This is a genomic window from Halobacillus halophilus (assembly GCF_020171985.1).
Taxonomy (GTDB): Bacteria; Bacillota; Bacilli; order Bacillales; family Halobacillaceae; genus Halobacillus; species Halobacillus halophilus_A.
In genome coordinates this window covers 1-18,074 of record NZ_JAIVAL010000001.1, presented here as the reverse complement: position 1 = coordinate 18,074, position 18,074 = coordinate 1, and the positions used below count along the sequence as shown (strand labels likewise).

Below are 18,074 nucleotides of genomic sequence, written 5' to 3'. Positions count from 1 at the left end.
TAGATAAACAAAGCACGTGAGTAACCCCAGGGACGCGTTCATTAATATGAAAAAAGAATGCTTTCTAGATTTCAATATCATCACCATTACTTTCTGATGATTCCATCCTACTAGGAGACGCTCCAAATAGCAACTGACGCTATGTTAATTTTGCGTAAAGACAGCGGGATCTTTTTTCCACTCATTCAGTAATTGGACCTCTTTCTCTTTCAATTGACCTTGCTGAATTAATTGAAGTAACAACTGATCAAAGCTCGCCAGCGATTGATAAGAAAGCTGACTTTCCTGAAAGGCCTCATTAGCTCTTTCTAAATTGTACGTAAATATAGAAAGAATCGTCTCTACTTCTACTCCGGCCGTTCGTAAAGCCTGAGCAGACTCAATGGAGGACTTGCCTGTAGAAATCAGATCTTCAATTACAACAGCGCGCTGCCCCTTTCCAATATGCCCTTCGATTTGATTGCCTTTCCCATGCTTCTTCGGGGATGAACGTACATAAACCATCGGCAGATCCATTCTCTCAGCTACCCAGGCTGCATGGGGAATACCAGCTGTTGCACATCCAGCAATTACATCGACATCAGGCTCAAGGTCTTTAATTAATTTCACAAATCCATCAGCCACACGGCGCCGAATTTCTGGATATGACATGGTCAGCCGATTGTCGCAATAGATAGGTGAGCGAAGCCCTGACGTCCAAGTAAACATGTCATCGACTTCAATTTTAACGGCTTCAATTTTTAATAAGTCCTGTATCAGCTGATCATCCATTGGTAAATGCCTCCTTCACGGTTTCATAGGCGTGCCGAGGGTTTTTGGCGTCTCTGATTGCACGGCCTACCACAATTGAATTGCTTTGTTCCTTCTTAGCTTCTTCAGGTGTTGCTACACGCTTTTGATCATGCGTCTCCCCTGAAGGCAGACGGATGCCAGGAGTCAGAGTGTAAAATTCTTGTCCTGCAGCTTCTTTTATTAGACGTGATTCTTTAACAGAACATACTACGCCATCAGCTCCATTTTGTTCAGCCATCTCTGCGTAATGACCCACCATACTTTCTAATGACCGGCTGAGAAGCAGCTCATTCTGGATCATGGCAGCATCAGAAGATGTGAGAATGGTAACCGCGAGCAATAATGGGCGTTTTGATTCGTCTACCTGTTCAAGTCCTTCACGCGCAGCCCGAATCATGTCAGAGCCTCCCTGGGCATGGACGTTCACTACATCGACTCCGAGGCGGGCCAGGTTTGCCATTGCTCGCTGCACAGTTTTCGGAATATCGTGAAGTTTCAAATCCAGAAATACAGGGTGATGATTTGCTTTTAACTTCTGGATAATTTGCGGGCCTTCTCTGTAGAAAAGCTCCATACCCACTTTTACCGGTATGCCTTCAAGTTGATACGATTCTAAAAAATGAAGAGCCTCTTCTCCCGTTTCAAAATCAAGCGCGAAATAAACCGGATGCAGCTGTTTCATGGTGAGCCCCTCCAATCACTTCCTCTATAGATGAAAAACCATATCTTTCAAGTGCTTCAGGTAATTGTTCGATCAGTTCTTTACATATAAGAGGATTCTTGAAATTCGCGCTTCCTACTGCAACAGCGCTCGCACCTGCAAGCATATATTCGATAATATCATCTGTCGTTTCAATTCCGCCCATGCCGATAATCGGCAGGTTCACGGCTTGATAGACCTGGTGGATCATCCGGATGGCCACCGGTTTTACGGCTGGTCCGGACAGCCCTCCTGTCTGGTTGGAAATAATCGGTTTTCTCGTTGCTGGATCAATTTTCATACCTGTTAGTGTATTAATCATTGATAATCCATCCGCTCCACCAGACGCTGCTGCTTTCGCGAGAGCAACGATATCCGTCACATTCGGTGAAAGTTTAACGTAAACCGGGACCGTACTAACCGATTTGACCCTGGATGTTACTTCTTCGGCAAGTCTTGGATCCGTACCAAACTGCACGCCGCCTTCTTTTACGTTCGGACAGGAGATATTCAGCTCCAGTGCATCAACTTCCTTACAAATAGTTGCGGCTACATGTTCATACTCTTCCATCGTGCTACCGGAAACATTGGCAATTAAAGGAGTATCGTAAGCTTTTAGAAAAGGAATTTCTTCGTTCACAATTTTCTCTACGCCTGGATTCTGAAGACCGATCGCGTTCAACATTCCACTGGATGTTTCAGCTACTCTCGGCGCCTCGTTTCCGTATCGCTTCTCACCAGTAGCAGCTTTTAAAATAATCGCCCCTAAATCGGAAAGATCATAAAACTGAGCAAACTCTTTTCCAAATCCAAAACAACCGGAGGCTGGCATAATAGGATTCTTCAAATCCAGTCCAGGCAGGGAGATTGAAATGTCCATTACAGCACAACCTCCTTCGCTTTAAAGACTGGTCCATCACAGCAGACGCGTCGATACCCTTTTTCATCATCTTCCGGTGTATGAACGACGCAGGCAAAACAGGCGCCAATACCACAGCCCATTCTTTCTTCCATTGAAAGATAACCGCGCACGTCATCAAGCTGATTGGCTATTGCCTTCAACATGACCGTTGGACCGCATGCAAAATACGTATCGAAGCTTCCTTTCAGCTCCCCCGTTCGATCAGTTACAAGTCCCTGTTCACCAAGACTGCCATCATCCGTCGTCACATATACCGCTCCTAGATCCTTGAATTCCTCCACCAAAAAGGATTCTTCCTTACTTCTGAATCCAAGCACTGTCGTGACCTTTATACCTTGTTCGACGAGCTGCTTCGCCAGGTAATAAAGGGGAGGGACCCCAATCCCCCCACCTACTATTAAGGCTTCACGCACATCTTCTTCAACCGGAAAGCCCTGCCCGCCTGGTCCGAGAACATCAAGTTTATCTCCTGTCTGTTTCTCGGTAAGAGCCTCCGTCCCATCTCCCAACACTTTATAAAGCAAGGTAATCTCGCTTTTGTCTGGATGTACATCTGCAATGGAAACAGGGCGTCTAAGAAAAAAACGCTCACTAACCTGAATGTGCACAAATTGACCTGGATCTTTGACTTCTTCCGCAATCTGACCTTTCAAGACCATTCGATAGGTATCTTTCGCTACAGCATTGTGCTCAACGATTTCCATCCATTCTCTTCTCATGAACTTCTCACCGCTTCCATTGGCGGAATGGCGCGGGCTGTAAAGGTCATAACATTAATCACATCTACGATCGCTTTTGCAGTATCGAGACTTGTCAGGCAGGCAATTCCGTGTTCGACTGCTTCCCTGCGAATACGGAATCCGTCAGATCTAGCTCTTGATCCTGTATTCAATGTGTTAACGACGAACTGGACATCTCCATTTTGGATTAGATCAATTACATCTCTCTGATCCGATCCTACTTTTCCGACCGCTTCTACAGGAATGGAAGCTTCTTCAATAACGGCTGCCGTTCCTTCGGTAGCAAACAGCTGAAAGCCTAACTCATAAAAAGTCTGGGCGATTTCCAGCATTTCTGATTTATCTTTATCAGCTACGGTTAATAAGACGGACCCCTGGGTTGGTATTTTAAGTCCTGCGGAAATCATTCCTTTAAATAAGGCTTTTTCGAGCGTCTGATCATATCCAATTACTTCACCTGTGGATTTCATCTCAGGTCCAAGCGTCGTATCAACGCTTCTTAATTTCTCAAAGGAGAAGACCGGCACTTTCACGTACACACCGTCCGGCTTAGGAGCTACCCCTGAAGGAAAGCCTAGCTCAGGCAGCTTTTCACCTAGAATAACTTGAGTGGCCAGTTTTGCCATTGGTACGCCGGTAATCTTACTGAGGAACGGTACGGTACGACTGGCTCTAGGGTTCACTTCAAGCACGTAAGCTGTATCCTCAAACACCACAAACTGAATGTTGATTAGCCCCTTCATGTTTAACTCTCTGGCGATTTTCGTTGTTGCCTCAATGCACTGATCTTCAAGAGCCTGCGCCAGACGCTGCGTTGGATACACACCCATGGAGTCACCGGAGTGAACACCAGCACGTTCAATATGTTCCATAATTCCTGGAATAAAGACATCGTTACCGTCTGTGATGGCATCCACTTCAATCTCCATCCCGGTCATATATTTATCTATTAAGATCGGGTGGCCATTGTGGACCGTTACGTTCGTTTCCAAGTAGGTCTTCAACTCTTCTTCGGAATAGACAATCGCCATTGCGCGGCCGCCGAGTACATAGGAAGGCCTTACAACGAGTGGATAACCAATGTGAGCGGCTGCCTGAAGGGCTTCCTCTTCACTAGTTACGCTCTCCCCGCCAGGCTTAGCGATCTCAAGCTTGTTCAGAAGCTGTTCGAATAAGTCACGATCTTCTGTCTGATTGATGGCATCCATCGTGGTTCCTAATATTTGGACTCCCTGGCGGCTTAACCCTTCGACAAGATTAATGGCCGTCTGTCCGCCAAACTGGATGATCACGCCTTCCGGCTCTTCCAGGTCGATGACGTTCATAACATCCTCAAGCGTAAGCGGTTCGAAATACAGCTTGTCCGATACGCTGAAGTCGGTAGAAACCGTTTCTGGATTATTATTCATAATAATCGCTTCATAACCCATTTCTTTAAGAGCTAGAACAGAGTGAACCGTAGCATAGTCGAACTCTACCCCCTGGCCGATCCGAATCGGTCCAGAACCAATTACGAGTACTTTTTTGTTATTGGAAGGCAGGGATTCATTCTCGTCTTCATAGCTGCTGTAAAAATAAGGCGTTTCTGATGCGAATTCCCCGGCGCATGTATCCACCATTTTGTAAACGGGCAGAATGCTCCGTTCTTTACGGTAGTTCATCACATCATCAATTGAACATTCCGCAAGACGAGCTATTTGACGATCCGCGAATCCTGCCCGTTTCACTGTAAGGAGTAAATCCTCCTGCAAACCATACTGCTTGAGTTCTTCTTCTAAATGGATAATGTTCTGAAGCTTGTTTAAAAAGAAGTAATCGATTCCTGTTTGGTCGTGCAGTTCCTCTATGGTATGTTTTCTTCTTAAAGCTTCTGCTAAGATGAAGATCCTTTCATCATCTGCGGACTTCATACGAGTAAACATTTGCTCTTTTGAAAGATCAGCAATCGAACTCATGTAAAGTTCTTCTGTTTCGCCCTCCAGAGAGCGGACACCTTTTAACAGGGATTCTTCCAGCGTCCGTCCAATGGACATGACTTCACCAGTCGCTTTCATTTGAGTCCCAAGCTTTCGGTTTCCTTTAGCAAATTTGTCAAAAGGCCAGCGTGGAATTTTCGTGACCACATAGTCGAGTGCTGGTTCAAAACAGGCGTAAGTAGTTCCGGTAATCGGGTTCTGTATTTCATCAAGTGTCATCCCTACCGCAATCTTGGCTGCAAGCTTGGCAATTGGATACCCAGTAGCTTTTGAAGCAAGCGCAGAAGAACGACTGACTCTCGGATTTACTTCAATGACATAATATTGAAAGCTATGAGGATCTAAAGCAAGCTGAACATTACATCCTCCTTCGATTTCAAGCGCGCGTATGATATCCAGGGACGCATTTCTAAGCATTTGGTATTCTCGATCACTTAGTGTCTGGGACGGTGCTACTACAATAGAGTCTCCCGTATGAATACCTACCGGGTCAAAGTTCTCCATGTTGCATACGACAATTGCGTGATCGCTTTTATCGCGCATTACTTCATACTCTACTTCTTTAAAGCCAGCAATGTTCTTTTCAATTAAACACTGTTTAACCGGTGACAAGGCGAGACCGTTTCTTGCGGTTTCCCTAAGCTGGGCTTCGTTATCGCACATGCCTCCCCCAGCGCCGCCCATTGTATAAGCCGGGCGGACGATAACAGGATATCCAATATCCTCGGCAAAGCTGAGCGCTTGATCAACAGAACTTACGATTTCACTTTCTGGTACAGGCTCGTTCATCTGGTGCATAAGAGAACGGAACTTCTCACGATCCTCCGCTTTTTCAATGGCTTCAAGCGGTGTACCTAACAATTCGACTCCATATTGCTCAAGAATACCGGATTCACTTAAGCCAACGGCCATATTCAAACCTGTTTGGCCGCCCAGGGTAGGCAGGATAGCATCAGGTTTTTCTTTACGAATAATTTTTTGCAGAAATTCGACTGTCAGTGGTTCCATATATACTTGATCGGCAAAGGTGTGATCGGTCATAATTGTTGCCGGATTGGAATTGGCGAGAATGACTTCGTAACCTTCTTCTTTTAGAGATTGGCAGGCCTGTGTCCCTGAGTAATCAAATTCAGCCGCCTGGCCGATAACGATAGGACCGGACCCGATCACCATGATTCTTCTTATATCTGTACGTTTAGGCATGCTGAGTCCCCCTTTTCTTTAGCTAGGTTTTCTTTTACTTGGCGCAGAAACTCATCAAATAAATGAGATGTATCTTCCGGTCCTGGCGAGCTTTCCGGATGGTACTGAGCAGTAAATACCGGAAATTGCTTGTGCTGGAGTCCTTCTACGGTCTGATCGTTCAGTGAAACCTGCGTCAAAACGAGCTCCGTATCAATGAGCGAATCTTTATCAACTGTGTATCCATGATTTTGGGAGGTAATATATGTCCTGCCAGATTCAAAATCTTTTACCGGCTGGTTTGAACCGCGGTGACCAAATTTCATTTTCGTCGTATCGCCTCCTGAAGCAAGAGCGATGAGCTGATGACCCAGACAGATCCCGAAAATTGGAACGGATCCAATCAATTTTTTTACGGTTTCAATTGCTTCCGGTACGTTCTTTGGATCTCCTGGTCCGTTTGACAACATCACACCATCAGGCTTAAGACGCTCGATTTCTTCTGCGGAGGTGTTATAAGGAACCACCGTCACATGACAGTTTCGCTTCGTGAACTCTCTTAAGATCCCGTGTTTCATACCGTAATCAATCAGTACAATACGATGGCCGCGTCCAGGCACGACATATGGCTTGACCGTAGACACTTGTTTAACCTGATCTGTAGCAAGCTTTGTTTCACTTAAGATTTGCAGCACTTCATTTACAGGACGTTCGCTTGCTGTAAGCATGGCCTTCATCGTTCCATGTTTTCTAATAATCTTAGTAAGCTTTCTTGTATCAACGCCGCTGACTCCAGGAATTTCTTTAGCCTTCAAAAATTCATGCAGTGTTTCTTCGCTGCGGAAGTTCGATGGCTGTTCACAGTGCTCTTTCACCACCACGCCGAGTAAGGATGGATTCACTGTCTCAAAATCATCTCGATTAACTCCGTAGTTTCCGATTAAAGGATAGGTAAAAGTGACGAGCTGGCCACAGTAAGAAGGATCTGAGATTACCTCCTGATAACCGGTCATTCCTGTGTTAAATACGATTTCCCCTATTGTTTCCCTTTCACTTCCAAACCCTTCTCCGACAAAAATGGTGCCATCTTCAAGTACGAGCTGCTTTTTCATTTTGTGCCTCCTCCCAAACGATTTCTCCATTTGATAATGTTAATACTGGAAAACCTTTAGCTGTCCAGTTATGAAACGGACTGTTTTTGCCCTTAGAGATAAATCGATGACGGTCTATGACTTTGCTCGATTTCAGGTCAATAAGCGTAATATCTGCAGGGGCCCCTTCTTCCAGGCGCCCGTAAGGCAAGCCGAACACGTCAGCCGGAGCTTGTGTCATCCAGTAAAGAAGCTCTTCCAATGTAATTACTTCTTTTTCGACTAATTCTGTATAAAGAAGAGGGAACGCTGTTTCGAATCCAGTGATGCCAAAAGGAGAATTCAAGAAACCTTGCGTTTTGTCCTCTTCCGTATGAGGGGCGTGATCGGTAGCGATAAAGTCGATCGTTCCGTCCCGTAAGCCCTCAAGAAGAGATTGCTGATCCTCAACAGATCTGAGTGGAGGATTCATTTTAAACATGGCGTCATCTTCAAGAATCGAATGTTCATTTAAAATTAAATGGTGAGGCGTGACCTCTGCCGTTACCCGGATACCGGCCCGTTTGGCATCGCGAATGACCCGGACGGACTCTTTAGTAGAAACATGACACACGTGATAGTGACAGTCAGCGGCTTCAGCCAGAAGAACGTCTCTCGCTATTTGAATGGATTCGGCAATGTTTGGGATTCCCGGAAGGTTCAAACGTTCACTAACCTCTCCCTTATGAGCAACTCCTCCGTAAACGACCGAATTATCTTCACAGTGGGCCACCACAGCCTTGTTCACACGGCTCGCTTCAAGCATGGCCTCATACATTTTTCCGGCTGTCTGAACCCCGACTCCATCATCGGTAAAAGCAAAAGCTCCATTCTCACTTAAAGCTTTCATATTCACGAGCTCTTCACCGAGCTGTCTGGTTGTAATAGATGCGTAAGGAAGAACACGTACAGAAGCATGTTGGTTAATCTTGTCCCATAAGGCATTTAAGTTTTCCTCTGTATCAGGTACCGGTCTTGTATTTGGCATTGCGCATACAGTAGTGAAACCGCCTTTTGCCGCCGCTTTTGTTCCAGTTTCAATCGTTTCTTTTGCTTCCCCGCCCGGTTCTCTCAGGTGGACGTGAACATCAACGAGCCCAGCAGATACCAGCTGGCCTTGAGCGTCAATTACTTTATCTGCTTCCTCTTCGATTGAGGAACTTACTCTTTGGATGAGGCCCTCTTTAATGAGTACCTCACATGCTTCCCATCCTCCGTTAATGTGCCTTTTTCCATTTACAATTTTCGTCTTCATTTACAGCTCCCCTTTCAATAAGGCTTGAATAATAGCCATTCGGATCGTCACACCATTGGTCATCTGCCTGAAAATCCGTGATTTTTCTGATTCGACAAGGTCGGCATCTATTTCTACTCCCCGGTTTACCGGGGCAGGATGAAGAATAATCGCATCATCCTTCATTCTTGATTCTCTTTCTTTCGTTAAACCGTACTCTTTCAAGTAGGATGAGGCAGATGTCTTTTCTTCGTGTCGTTCATGTTGAATTCGGAGCAGCATGAGTACATCGCATTGTTCAACTGCTTCATCCATCGTTATGTACCGATGGGAGAAAGATGGATCTTTCCACTCTGGTTTAGTGACAAATGATACCTTGGCCCCAAGCTGTTGAAGCGCATGAGCGTTGGAGCGTGCCACCCGGCTGTGCTTAAGGTCACCTGCAATGGCTACGTGGAGATCTTCAAACTCTTCAAATTGTTCTTGTATGGTATATAAATCAAGCAGAGATTGAGTCGGATGTTCGCCGCATCCATCGCCTGCATTAATAAGAGATAGATTTAAGTTCTCTGCGCAGCTGTCCAGAATTCCGACTTCAGACTGCCGGACGACGGCAACATCCGCACCGATCGCTTCCAGCGTTTTCAAGGTGTCATATAAACTTTCTCCCTTTGTAAGGCTAGAATCCATTCCATCGAGATGCAGAACATCCAGTCCAAGTTTCCGCTCTGCTATGTGAAAACTGCTCTTCGTTCTTGTACTTGGTTCTAAAAACAGGTTAGCCGCAAATTTTCCTTGAGCCTGCCAGGAGAGATCTCCATTTTCCAAATCCTTTGCGATTTTGAATAGATGATGAATTTTATCGTTTGTTAACTGTTTCATGGAAAGTAGATGCTTCATGTTTCTTCTCTCCCATCTCATAAGAATTTTATAAAAAAAGCACCCCCAGGTGTATGGGGGTGCTGAACTCGCATGACAAACGAGCCCAACCCGTTACACCTTTCTAAGCCTCACGGGACTCGGTTAAAACGTGTGCGTTGGTCAAACTATACGGCTCTTTTATTTTCCTCTTCCATTTCTTCTTCGATCGGTTCTTCAAACATACTGCCATTTCCTTCTCCTTTTTCTTTACCAGGAAGGATTTGGTTAAGAAGCACACCAATAATGGCTGACAGAGCCATGCCTTCGATTTGAAAGCTATCTGTGAACTGAATAAAGGCTCCTCCGATTCCGATAACAAGTATAACCGAAGAGATGACAAGATTTCGTTTTTCACCCAAATCAATCTGATTATCAATGAGCATCCGCAGGCCGCTTGAGGCAATGATTCCGAACAGCAGGATGGAAACGCCGCCCATCACAGCAGATGGAATAGAACTGATCAGTGCTGTAATCATCCCCAGGAAGCCGAATAAAATGGCAATTACTGCAGCCCCCCCAATAACGAATACACTGTAAACTCGAGTAATGGCTAGCACGCCAATGTTTTCACCGTAAGTCGTGTTTGGCGGTCCGCCCAGGCAGGAGGCAATCACAGTTGCTACTCCGTCACCTAAAATTGAGCGATTTAATCCGGGATTTCTCAGAAAGTTCCTGCCTACGACTTTTGACAGGACCATTTGGTCACCAGTATGCTCGGCTATCGTTACAAGCGCAAAGGGAACCATCAGAAAGACAATCTCCCAGCTGAACACCGAAGCCGGTGAGAAGTCAACAAAAGGTATAACAAATTCCGGCATTTGAAAAACGGCTCCTATAACTCCTCCAAATGAATCTGCTGATGTAAGAGCTGTCCACTCACTTCTCAGCCCACTCGTGTCTACGATCCCTTGAGAGAGTGCAAATAAATAACCGCCTACGATTCCGAACAAAATCGGTAGCAGTGAGAAAAATCCTCGGAAGAATATAGAGGCGATAATGGTTATGGCTAAGGTGACCAGCGCTACCATGAAATGAGTGCCGCTGTACACATTTCCTTCCTGGCCTGGCAAGTACATAGCCATATCGATGGCGGTAGAAGCTAGTCCCAGTCCAATCACCATAATAACGGGGCCAACAACGATCGGCGGAAGCAGTTTCGTCAGCCATTTGGTTCCAAACAAGGAGATGAAGAGGGCGACGAACCCGTACACAATCCCCGTCAGAAAGCTTCCGATCATGGCTCCGGCTATACCGTGGTTCTCGGATACTTGAATAATAGGAGCGATAAAAGCGAAACTCGATCCGAGATAAGCCGGTATTTTTCCTCGTGTAATTAATAAATAAGCTAGTGTGCCAAACCCACTGGATACTAAGGCAACAGACGGCGGCAATCCGGTTAAGAACGGAACAAGTATAGTCGCGCCGAACATCGCAAATAAGTGCTGCAGGCTTAAGGTTAACCATTGATGCATTTTTGGAACTTCGTTAATATTAAGAGCGGCTTTTTGTTGGCTCATCGTTGATTTCCTCCTTTATATTTACATACAGATAGTGAGAAATTCTGGTCATAAAAAAACCTCCTTGCTTAAAAGTACGCAAAGAGGTAAACGTGTGAATGGAACACGTGTATCATTACGACCTTTTAAGCCTCACGGGACTTTCTTAAAGGTAGCTATTGGTATGATTTATTTTTCAAATATGGTCACTTGATCCGCTTCGTCGGTCTCAGAAAGAGTGACGGTTACTACTTCATCCTGAGAAGTAGGTACATTCTTTCCTACAAAATCTGCACGAATCGGAAGTTCCCGGTGTCCCCTGTCCACAAGTACAGCCAGCTGTACTTGAGATGGCCGCCCGAGATCAATGAGAGCGTCCATTGCGGCACGCACTGTTCGACCTGTATAAAGGACGTCATCTACGAGAATTACTTTTTTACCATCGATATTAGCTTTAATATGCGCCGCTTTCAATTCCGGCTCCACCTGGTCCTTCTTCGGAGTCAAATCGTCACGGTAGAGGGTAATGTCCAGCTCACCGCCAGGCAGGTCTTTGCCTTCGATTTCCTGAATTTTATTTTTCAAACGTTGAGCAATAGGGACCCCTCTCGTTTTGATTCCAACAAGAACTAGATCCTCTACTCCTTTGTTCTTTTCAATAATTTCATGAGATATCCGTGTTAGTGCGCGGCGAATGGCTGCATCATCCAGAACGGTTGTTTTCGATTTCATATTCATTCCCCCATGCAAAAAACCCCTTTTCCGCGAAAAGGCAGAAAAGGGGTTAGTGTACACACGAATGTCGTGTAATATCCGTCACCTTTTCAGCCTCACGGGACTGCTCTTAAAGGACTTTTTTATTCTAACCATGATTATGTCATGGCTTGTCCGGTTTGTCAACGGCGGTTCTTCAGAAATGTAATCATATCCGTAAAGTCTTCTGGAGGCTCGGCCTCAAATTTCAACCATTCTCCTGTACGGGGATGTTCGAATCCAAGAGATTTGGCATGCAGGGCCTGACCCTTAAGCCCCCATGTTTTCCGCGGACCATACTTAGGATCACCGACAAGCGGATGACTTATATACTTCATATGAACACGGATCTGGTGGGTACGCCCCGTTTCCAGCGTACATTCAACCAGGGAAAAGTCTACATAATGATCAAGCACTCTGAAGTGAGTAACCGCTTCGCGTCCATTTTCTACAACCGCCATTCTCTGACGATCTTTAGGGTCCCGTCCAATCGGAGCATCAATCGTTCCATATTCATGAGAGATCAGACCGTGAACGATCGCTTCATATTTTCGCTCGACTGATTTATTCGATAACTGCTCAGCTAAAGATTGGTGTGCCTTATCGTTCTTAGCTACAACTAATAGGCCGCTCGTGTCTTTATCAATACGATGGACAATTCCGGGGCGTTCAACTCCATTAATTCCGGAAAGTCCCTTACAATGATACAATAAAGCATTTACGAGCGTTCCGCCTGAATGTCCGGCAGAAGGATGAACGACCATTCCTGCGGCTTTATTCACGACCACTACGTCATCATCTTCATATACAATATCAATATCGATGTTTTCAGGGGCAGCTTCCAAAGGTTCTGGTTCAGGAATACTCCACGTAATAGTTTCCCCCTGCTGTACTTTATAATTACTTTTAACCGCTTCTCCATCTACTTCAACCAGCTTATCTTTCAGCCAGCCTTGTATTTGAGAACGCGAGGCATCGGTTATGACTTCTGTCAAAAGCTTATCAATCCTTTTAAACTCGTCATCCTGCCTTACTTCGTATTGTTCACTCACTGTTCCAAACTTCCTTTCTTCTTTCGCTCATCCAGCAATGTAGCGAGCATGACTAATATAACTCCAATGACTAAAGCAGAATCCGCAACATTGAAAATAGGGAAGTCGTACGTAAAAATTAACGTGTCAGCAAAGTCTACCACTTCTTTACGGAACACACGATCAATAAAGTTACCGATTGCGCCTCCAAGAATTAAAGATAAGGCCCCTCCCGCTAATCTGCTTTCCTTTGCGAACTGCTGCATGTAATAAATGACGACCCCAATCACGATGAGGGTAATAATATAAAAGAACCACATTTGTCCCTGCAGTATTCCCCAGGCAGCTCCCTGGTTACGATGGGAAGTCAGGTAGAAAAAATTCTCTATAAGCGGAATGCTCTCCCCAATCTCCATGTTCGATACAACAAGCCATTTGGTCCATTGGTCAAGAATGATAATAGCAATGGCTATTAAATAATACACGTACATAGGCGGCCTCCATCAAGTATATTCCTTCGCTATTGTACCATAAAATAAGCGGGCAGCATTTACCAATCAAAAAGTAGATTGCCAGCTCTCAGTTCATTGGTTCGGTTATCGCGCTAGTTCTCTCACACCATGAAGTTGAAAATGCCGCCTCCCCAAGAGACGGCATCTGCACACCTGCTGTTCATTCACACTATGTAGAAATTAAGAACGCTTTTGATTCGGTGTAAGTTCTTTATCAATGGCTTCTTCCAGGGTTTCACTTCCATCAAGCTCCGTCTCAAACATATCTTCCCAGCCCTCGTGGTCAATCATTTCCATTTGGGCTTCTACAAGCTTGCGTACGCGAATTTTGAAAAATTTGGCCTGCTTTTTCATCGTTTCCACTTCTGAAGAAATTCGACGAGATTTCTCTACGGCTTCATTTACAATTCGAGATGCATCATTTTCAGCTTCTTTAATAATTAAACTGGACTCTTTATTCGCATTGGTTTTTACTTCTTCTGCCGTTTGTTTAGCAACTTCAATTGATTTATTAAGGGTCTCTTCAATGTTGCTGTAGTGGCTGAGACGTTCATTCAACTCACTGACTTCCTGTTCAAGTTCTTTCTTCTGCCGAATCACCATTTCATAGTTTTTGATAATTTGATCTAAAAACTCATTCACTTCATCTTCGTCATATCCTCTAAACCCTCTTGTGAATTCCTTATTATGAATATCTATTGGTGTTAATGGCACACCAGACACCTCCTAGATGTATTCCATTCGTAGATTAGTTTCGACTATTTGTTGAAAGATTCCTTCTTGAATAAGCTTTTAATTCAATTTAGAAGTGGATACTTTATATTTTTCTTTTTTAGTGAGGCCTTGAATTTCCTCAAGCTTACTTCGCCCCTGGCCTCTCAAGGAAATGAGATCTCCCTCTTGCAGCTGAAAAGCTCCGTTCTCTACCACACGAAAATTAACTTTTACGTGCCCGCTGTCGATGTGCATACCTGCTTTCTTCCTGGACATGCCATAAATTTCTTTCACAAGAACATCAAGTCTTAATGAAGAAACCGTTGTATCTTTCGTAACCCATGTCTCTTCGCTCTCAATCATTTGAGATAAAGGCTTTTCTTCAAAGTTGACGGTTGCTCGTTTGACACCTGTAAAATTCATCCGAATATAATCACTGATGTCCTGGTCTGTGATAATCTGGATGGTGCCATTCTTTACAACTAAATCGCCCAGTTTTTCCCGTCTGATCCCTAAAGACATGAAGGCTCCAAGGACATCTGGATGTTCAAGAGTCACAAATTTTGCCGGATAAGATGCTTCCAGCATAATGAGCTGGTAATCATCCTCTTCAATAATTTCGTACTCAGGAGCAATAATGGCCCTTTTGCGCTCAGCTTGATTCTTTCCACCGCTCAGACCAAAGTTGAAGTCCGGGTGATTTCCCATAACTGCTTTCACAATGTCCTGCTCCCTTGGATTTAAAAAGTCGCTCAACTTTCTCTGATATTTGAGCTCTACATCCTCCCTCCAAGCTAAAACCTGGTCAATGAAAGGTCGTTCTTCTTCCCTGAAATGCTGATAAATATCCATAGCAACCTCCAACCAAAAATAAAGGGAACAGATATATGGGCGCTGTAAAGCGTAATTCCCAAGACCTGTTCCCGTTTTTAAACTATTCCTGCAAGTACATAATACAGCTCACGTAAACCAGCTGAGGCAAACCTGAGTACCAGGATCGCTACAATTGGTGAGATATCAATCATTCCAAGAGGAGGAATAATTTTGCGGAACGGCTCTAGAAAAGGCTCGACTAAACGTCCTAACGTTTCCCCGAAGCTCGATTCCCTGGCTCCTGGAAACCAGGATAACAGAATATAGATTATGACAATCCAGCTGTATATTTCTAATACACTCGTTAAAATATTAAACAAAAACGCCATGACTTACCACCTTTTATAAAGTTCATCATCTTCTTGTGCAATCATATCAGAAATAGAGCCCGATATTTCCACGTTGTCCGGAGTACATAGAAAAGTCTGAGAACCTAACTTCTGAATGTCTCCCCCTATAGCATATACTGTACCGCTCAAAAAATCTACAATTCGCTTCGCCTGATGATGGTCCACCCTTTGAAGGTTAATAACCACGGCTCGACGATTAACAAGTTCATCGGCTATTTCCTGAGCTTCATTATAACTGCTGGGTTCATTCAATACCATTTTGGAAGAGGACTTCGCACTTTTCAAACTAACGATATTCTGCGTATCTTCTTTTCTACGGCTCCGCTGTTTCTGTTCGTATTCTTCTTCCATAGGTTCATCAATCTCCTCATCTACATATTCATATTCATATTCGTCATCCAAAGTAAAAAATGACCTTAATTTGTTTTTCATACTCACGCTGATCACCTCAAGTTTTATTAGTTAACCTACAAGGCTGGAACCAATCCGGATATGAGTCGCACCTTCTTCAATGGCTAAACGGTAATCATTGCTCATTCCCATAGATAGATATTCGCAAGGAGCATAAGGCAAATGTTTATCTCGAATTTTATCACGCAAAGCACGAAGCTGCCTGAAAATCCCACGCAGACGCTCATCGTCAGCATCATGAGGTGCCATGGTCATTAACCCTGCGACTTTGACGTTTTCATAGGATTCCATTAAATGGACAAAGTCTTCCACCTCTTCAGGCGCAAGTCCATGCTTGGACTCTTCCTGACTTACATTAACTTGTATGAAGCAGGAGACTGGTGCTGAGGCTCGTTTATTAATTTCTTTTGCTAAAGACTTCCTGTCCAGAGAATGGATCATGGTGATCTTATCAATAACCTCTTTCACTTTTCTAGACTGCAGAGATCCTATAAAATGCCAATTTGCGCGGGAACCAATGGTTTCGTATTTTTCCAGCAGTTCTTCTTTACGGTTCTCGCCAAGATTAACGATTCCCGCATCAATAGCCTCTTGTGCACGCTCAACGGATACGTACTTGGTTACTCCAATAATCGTAATATCATCAAGAGAGCGTCCACAATTATAGCAGGATTCCGCAATATTTTGTTTTATTTTTTCAAGATTTTCAACTACCGACATCTTTCTCTCCTTCCACCATCAGCCCTTCAAACCAATAAACCCAAGCATACGCCCTGTTTGTCCCTGGTCACGGCGATGGGAGTAAAACAAATTCTCTTCCTCGTATGTACAAAGCCTCGAGACTCTGACGTTCTCTTTATGCAGCCCTGATTGAAGTGCCATAGACTCATTCAATTTCTTTAGGTCCAGCCTGTACTTTCCAGGAGAAACAGATACAGCTGATTCTTCTTGGAATTCTGCCGGTATCTGATCATATACACGCTGATCAACTTCATAGTTCTTGCCACCTATGCACGGACCAATGACGAGTTCAATTTCCTCAAGAGAACAGCCTTGCTCAGTCAAATGGCCAATCATCTGTGAAACCATATTTCGGACCGTTCCCTTCCAGCCCGCATGGGCGATCCCAATCCAACCGGAAACCGGGGCATAAAAGAATAAGGGTACACAGTCCGCATAGAAGCCTCCGAGTAACAGATCTGGCTGATTAGTAATTAATCCGTCAACTCCCGCGACTGCTGATTCATGAGAAAATACTCCTTTACCTTTTTCCCCATTTCCTGCCACTTTTACACGGATATCATGAATTTGTTCTCCTATTATCCAGTTTTCTAAAGGAAAACCGGTTTCCTGCGCTATTTCTTGTCTATTTTGCAATACGGTATCAGATTCATCCTGAACATGGAGCCCCATGTTCAGGGTATTAAATGGACGTTCACTATGACCACCTTGTCTAGTGGTAAGACCTGCAATTATATTATCACGATTCGTAAAACAAGAATGTTGTCGCAGCGTTTCTGCTTGAAAAGGTTCATACATGTTACCACCTCAATTTCCCTTCATTTTAACACATTATTCATCTTATTTCTTGTATTATTCTTTCGAATCTGACTTTTGGGACACAGTAAATCCAGCCGATCCCGACTTTTTAATAAGAATCACGTCAGCCCCGATGTTGACAATCTGGTCCCATGGTATGACCATCTCTTCCTCTTTGCCAAAAAGACCCATCGCTTTCCCTTTCATCGTCAACACAAGTCCACTTAATCGTCCGCGCTGGGTGTCTATATCTAAATCGCTAATATATCCTAATCGTTCTCCTGTTTCCATAGCAATCACGTCTTTGAGCTGCAATTCTGAAATTTTCATCATTCATCCCCCTTTCCTTAACTATATGCTTCAATGTCTCTACAGTTGTGAAAATAAAAGACAAAGCAAGGATAAATGATTTTTAAGAAATGCTCAGTTAAAGCTTATTGGTGATTTTTTATAAGAAGCTTATTACACTAAATGGCCGGATTGTGGAAGACTCAGTTTCGAGATATTCTGGGACCGTTGCTAAGAAAGAAAGGGGGATGGCTACGGAAACAACTCGCTTTCCTGCGGGGGAACTGGCAAGCCTCCTTGGAATGTCAACACTTGATTGGACAACTTAATTAAGGTGGTAAGATTTGTATTCTACTGGACTTAAGTAGCCCAGAGTACTATGAGTTCGGATATTATTAAACCAATGCACATAATCAAATAATTCAATATCCAAGATCGATTGATGGGCATATACCTGGTTATGGACAAATTCAACTTTGATAACCTTAAATGTTGCTTCAGCTACGGCAT

Annotated in this window: 20 protein-coding genes; all 20 read right to left on the bottom strand. The window is 44.2% G+C overall.

Going from position 1 to position 18,074, the window contains the following annotated elements; all coding sequences use genetic code 11:
• Nucleotides 1–144: 144 nt before the first annotated feature.
• Nucleotides 145–771 (bottom strand): orotate phosphoribosyltransferase, encoded by a 627-nt coding sequence (pyrE, locus tag LCM11_RS00100; protein ID WP_224892280.1) that lies wholly within the window; start codon nt 769–771, stop codon nt 145–147.
• Nucleotides 764–1,474 carry an orotidine-5'-phosphate decarboxylase gene (pyrF, locus tag LCM11_RS00095; RefSeq protein WP_224892279.1) on the bottom strand — a complete coding sequence of 237 codons (711 nt, stop codon included), beginning with the start codon at nt 1,472–1,474 and terminating at the stop codon, nt 764–766. The genes pyrE and pyrF overlap by 8 nt, the downstream gene beginning before the upstream one ends.
• Nucleotides 1,440–2,372 (bottom strand): dihydroorotate dehydrogenase, encoded by a 933-nt coding sequence (locus tag LCM11_RS00090; protein WP_224892278.1) that lies wholly within the window; start codon nt 2,370–2,372, stop codon nt 1,440–1,442. Before LCM11_RS00090 ends, pyrF begins: the two co-directional genes overlap by 35 nt.
• On the bottom strand, nt 2,372–3,133 hold the full coding sequence (locus tag LCM11_RS00085; protein WP_224892277.1) for a dihydroorotate dehydrogenase electron transfer subunit: 762 nt from the start codon (nt 3,131–3,133) through the stop codon (nt 2,372–2,374). The genes LCM11_RS00090 and LCM11_RS00085 overlap by 1 nt, the downstream gene beginning before the upstream one ends.
• Entirely contained in the window at nt 3,130–6,333 is a 3,204-nt protein-coding gene (gene carB, locus LCM11_RS00080; protein ID WP_224892276.1) for a carbamoyl-phosphate synthase large subunit, read from the bottom strand. Before carB ends, LCM11_RS00085 begins: the two co-directional genes overlap by 4 nt.
• Entirely contained in the window at nt 6,312–7,424 is a 1,113-nt protein-coding gene (locus tag LCM11_RS00075) for a carbamoyl phosphate synthase small subunit (protein WP_224892275.1), read from the bottom strand. The genes carB and LCM11_RS00075 overlap by 22 nt, the downstream gene beginning before the upstream one ends.
• On the bottom strand, nt 7,402–8,697 hold the full coding sequence (locus LCM11_RS00070) for a dihydroorotase (protein ID WP_224892274.1): 1,296 nt from the start codon (nt 8,695–8,697) through the stop codon (nt 7,402–7,404). The genes LCM11_RS00075 and LCM11_RS00070 overlap by 23 nt, the downstream gene beginning before the upstream one ends.
• Nucleotides 8,698–9,576 carry an aspartate carbamoyltransferase catalytic subunit gene (locus tag LCM11_RS00065; RefSeq protein WP_224892273.1) on the bottom strand — a complete coding sequence of 293 codons (879 nt, stop codon included), beginning with the start codon at nt 9,574–9,576 and terminating at the stop codon, nt 8,698–8,700.
• Nucleotides 9,577–9,722: 146 nt separating this feature from the next.
• On the bottom strand, nt 9,723–11,114 hold the full coding sequence (locus tag LCM11_RS00060) for a uracil-xanthine permease family protein (RefSeq protein ID WP_224892272.1): 1,392 nt from the start codon (nt 11,112–11,114) through the stop codon (nt 9,723–9,725).
• Between the two features lie 168 nt (nt 11,115–11,282).
• On the bottom strand, nt 11,283–11,825 hold the full coding sequence (pyrR, locus tag LCM11_RS00055) for a bifunctional pyr operon transcriptional regulator/uracil phosphoribosyltransferase PyrR (protein WP_224892271.1): 543 nt from the start codon (nt 11,823–11,825) through the stop codon (nt 11,283–11,285).
• Nucleotides 11,826–11,989: 164 nt separating this feature from the next.
• A complete protein-coding gene (locus LCM11_RS00050; protein WP_224892270.1) occupies nt 11,990–12,898 on the bottom strand; it encodes an RluA family pseudouridine synthase in 909 nt (302 codons plus the stop codon).
• Nucleotides 12,895–13,368, bottom strand: coding sequence for a signal peptidase II (lspA, locus tag LCM11_RS00045; protein ID WP_224892269.1), 474 nt, complete (start codon nt 13,366–13,368; stop codon nt 12,895–12,897). The genes LCM11_RS00050 and lspA overlap by 4 nt, the downstream gene beginning before the upstream one ends.
• 201 nt (nt 13,369–13,569) lie before the next feature.
• Nucleotides 13,570–14,103: a DivIVA domain-containing protein gene (locus tag LCM11_RS00040; RefSeq protein ID WP_224892268.1), complete on the bottom strand. Its 534-nt coding sequence runs from the start codon at nt 14,101–14,103 to the stop codon at nt 13,570–13,572.
• Between the two features lie 78 nt (nt 14,104–14,181).
• A complete protein-coding gene (locus tag LCM11_RS00035) occupies nt 14,182–14,955 on the bottom strand; it encodes an RNA-binding protein (protein WP_224892267.1) in 774 nt (257 codons plus the stop codon).
• 77 nt (nt 14,956–15,032) lie between these two features.
• A complete protein-coding gene (locus LCM11_RS00030; protein ID WP_224892266.1) occupies nt 15,033–15,305 on the bottom strand; it encodes a YggT family protein in 273 nt (90 codons plus the stop codon).
• Between the two features lie 3 nt (nt 15,306–15,308).
• On the bottom strand, nt 15,309–15,764 hold the full coding sequence (locus tag LCM11_RS00025; RefSeq protein WP_224892265.1) for a cell division protein SepF: 456 nt from the start codon (nt 15,762–15,764) through the stop codon (nt 15,309–15,311).
• Nucleotides 15,765–15,788: 24 nt separating this feature from the next.
• On the bottom strand, nt 15,789–16,457 hold the full coding sequence (locus LCM11_RS00020) for a YggS family pyridoxal phosphate-dependent enzyme (protein WP_224892264.1): 669 nt from the start codon (nt 16,455–16,457) through the stop codon (nt 15,789–15,791).
• 18 nt (nt 16,458–16,475) lie between these two features.
• On the bottom strand, nt 16,476–17,276 hold the full coding sequence (gene pgeF / locus LCM11_RS00015) for a peptidoglycan editing factor PgeF (protein ID WP_224892263.1): 801 nt from the start codon (nt 17,274–17,276) through the stop codon (nt 16,476–16,478).
• A 54-nt stretch (nt 17,277–17,330) separates the two neighbouring features.
• On the bottom strand, nt 17,331–17,606 hold the full coding sequence (locus tag LCM11_RS00010) for a YlmC/YmxH family sporulation protein (RefSeq protein WP_318246129.1): 276 nt from the start codon (nt 17,604–17,606) through the stop codon (nt 17,331–17,333).
• Between the two features lie 283 nt (nt 17,607–17,889).
• On the bottom strand, nt 17,890–18,074 hold a 185-nt coding region (locus LCM11_RS00005), incomplete at its 5' end, for an IS3 family transposase (RefSeq protein ID WP_224892261.1).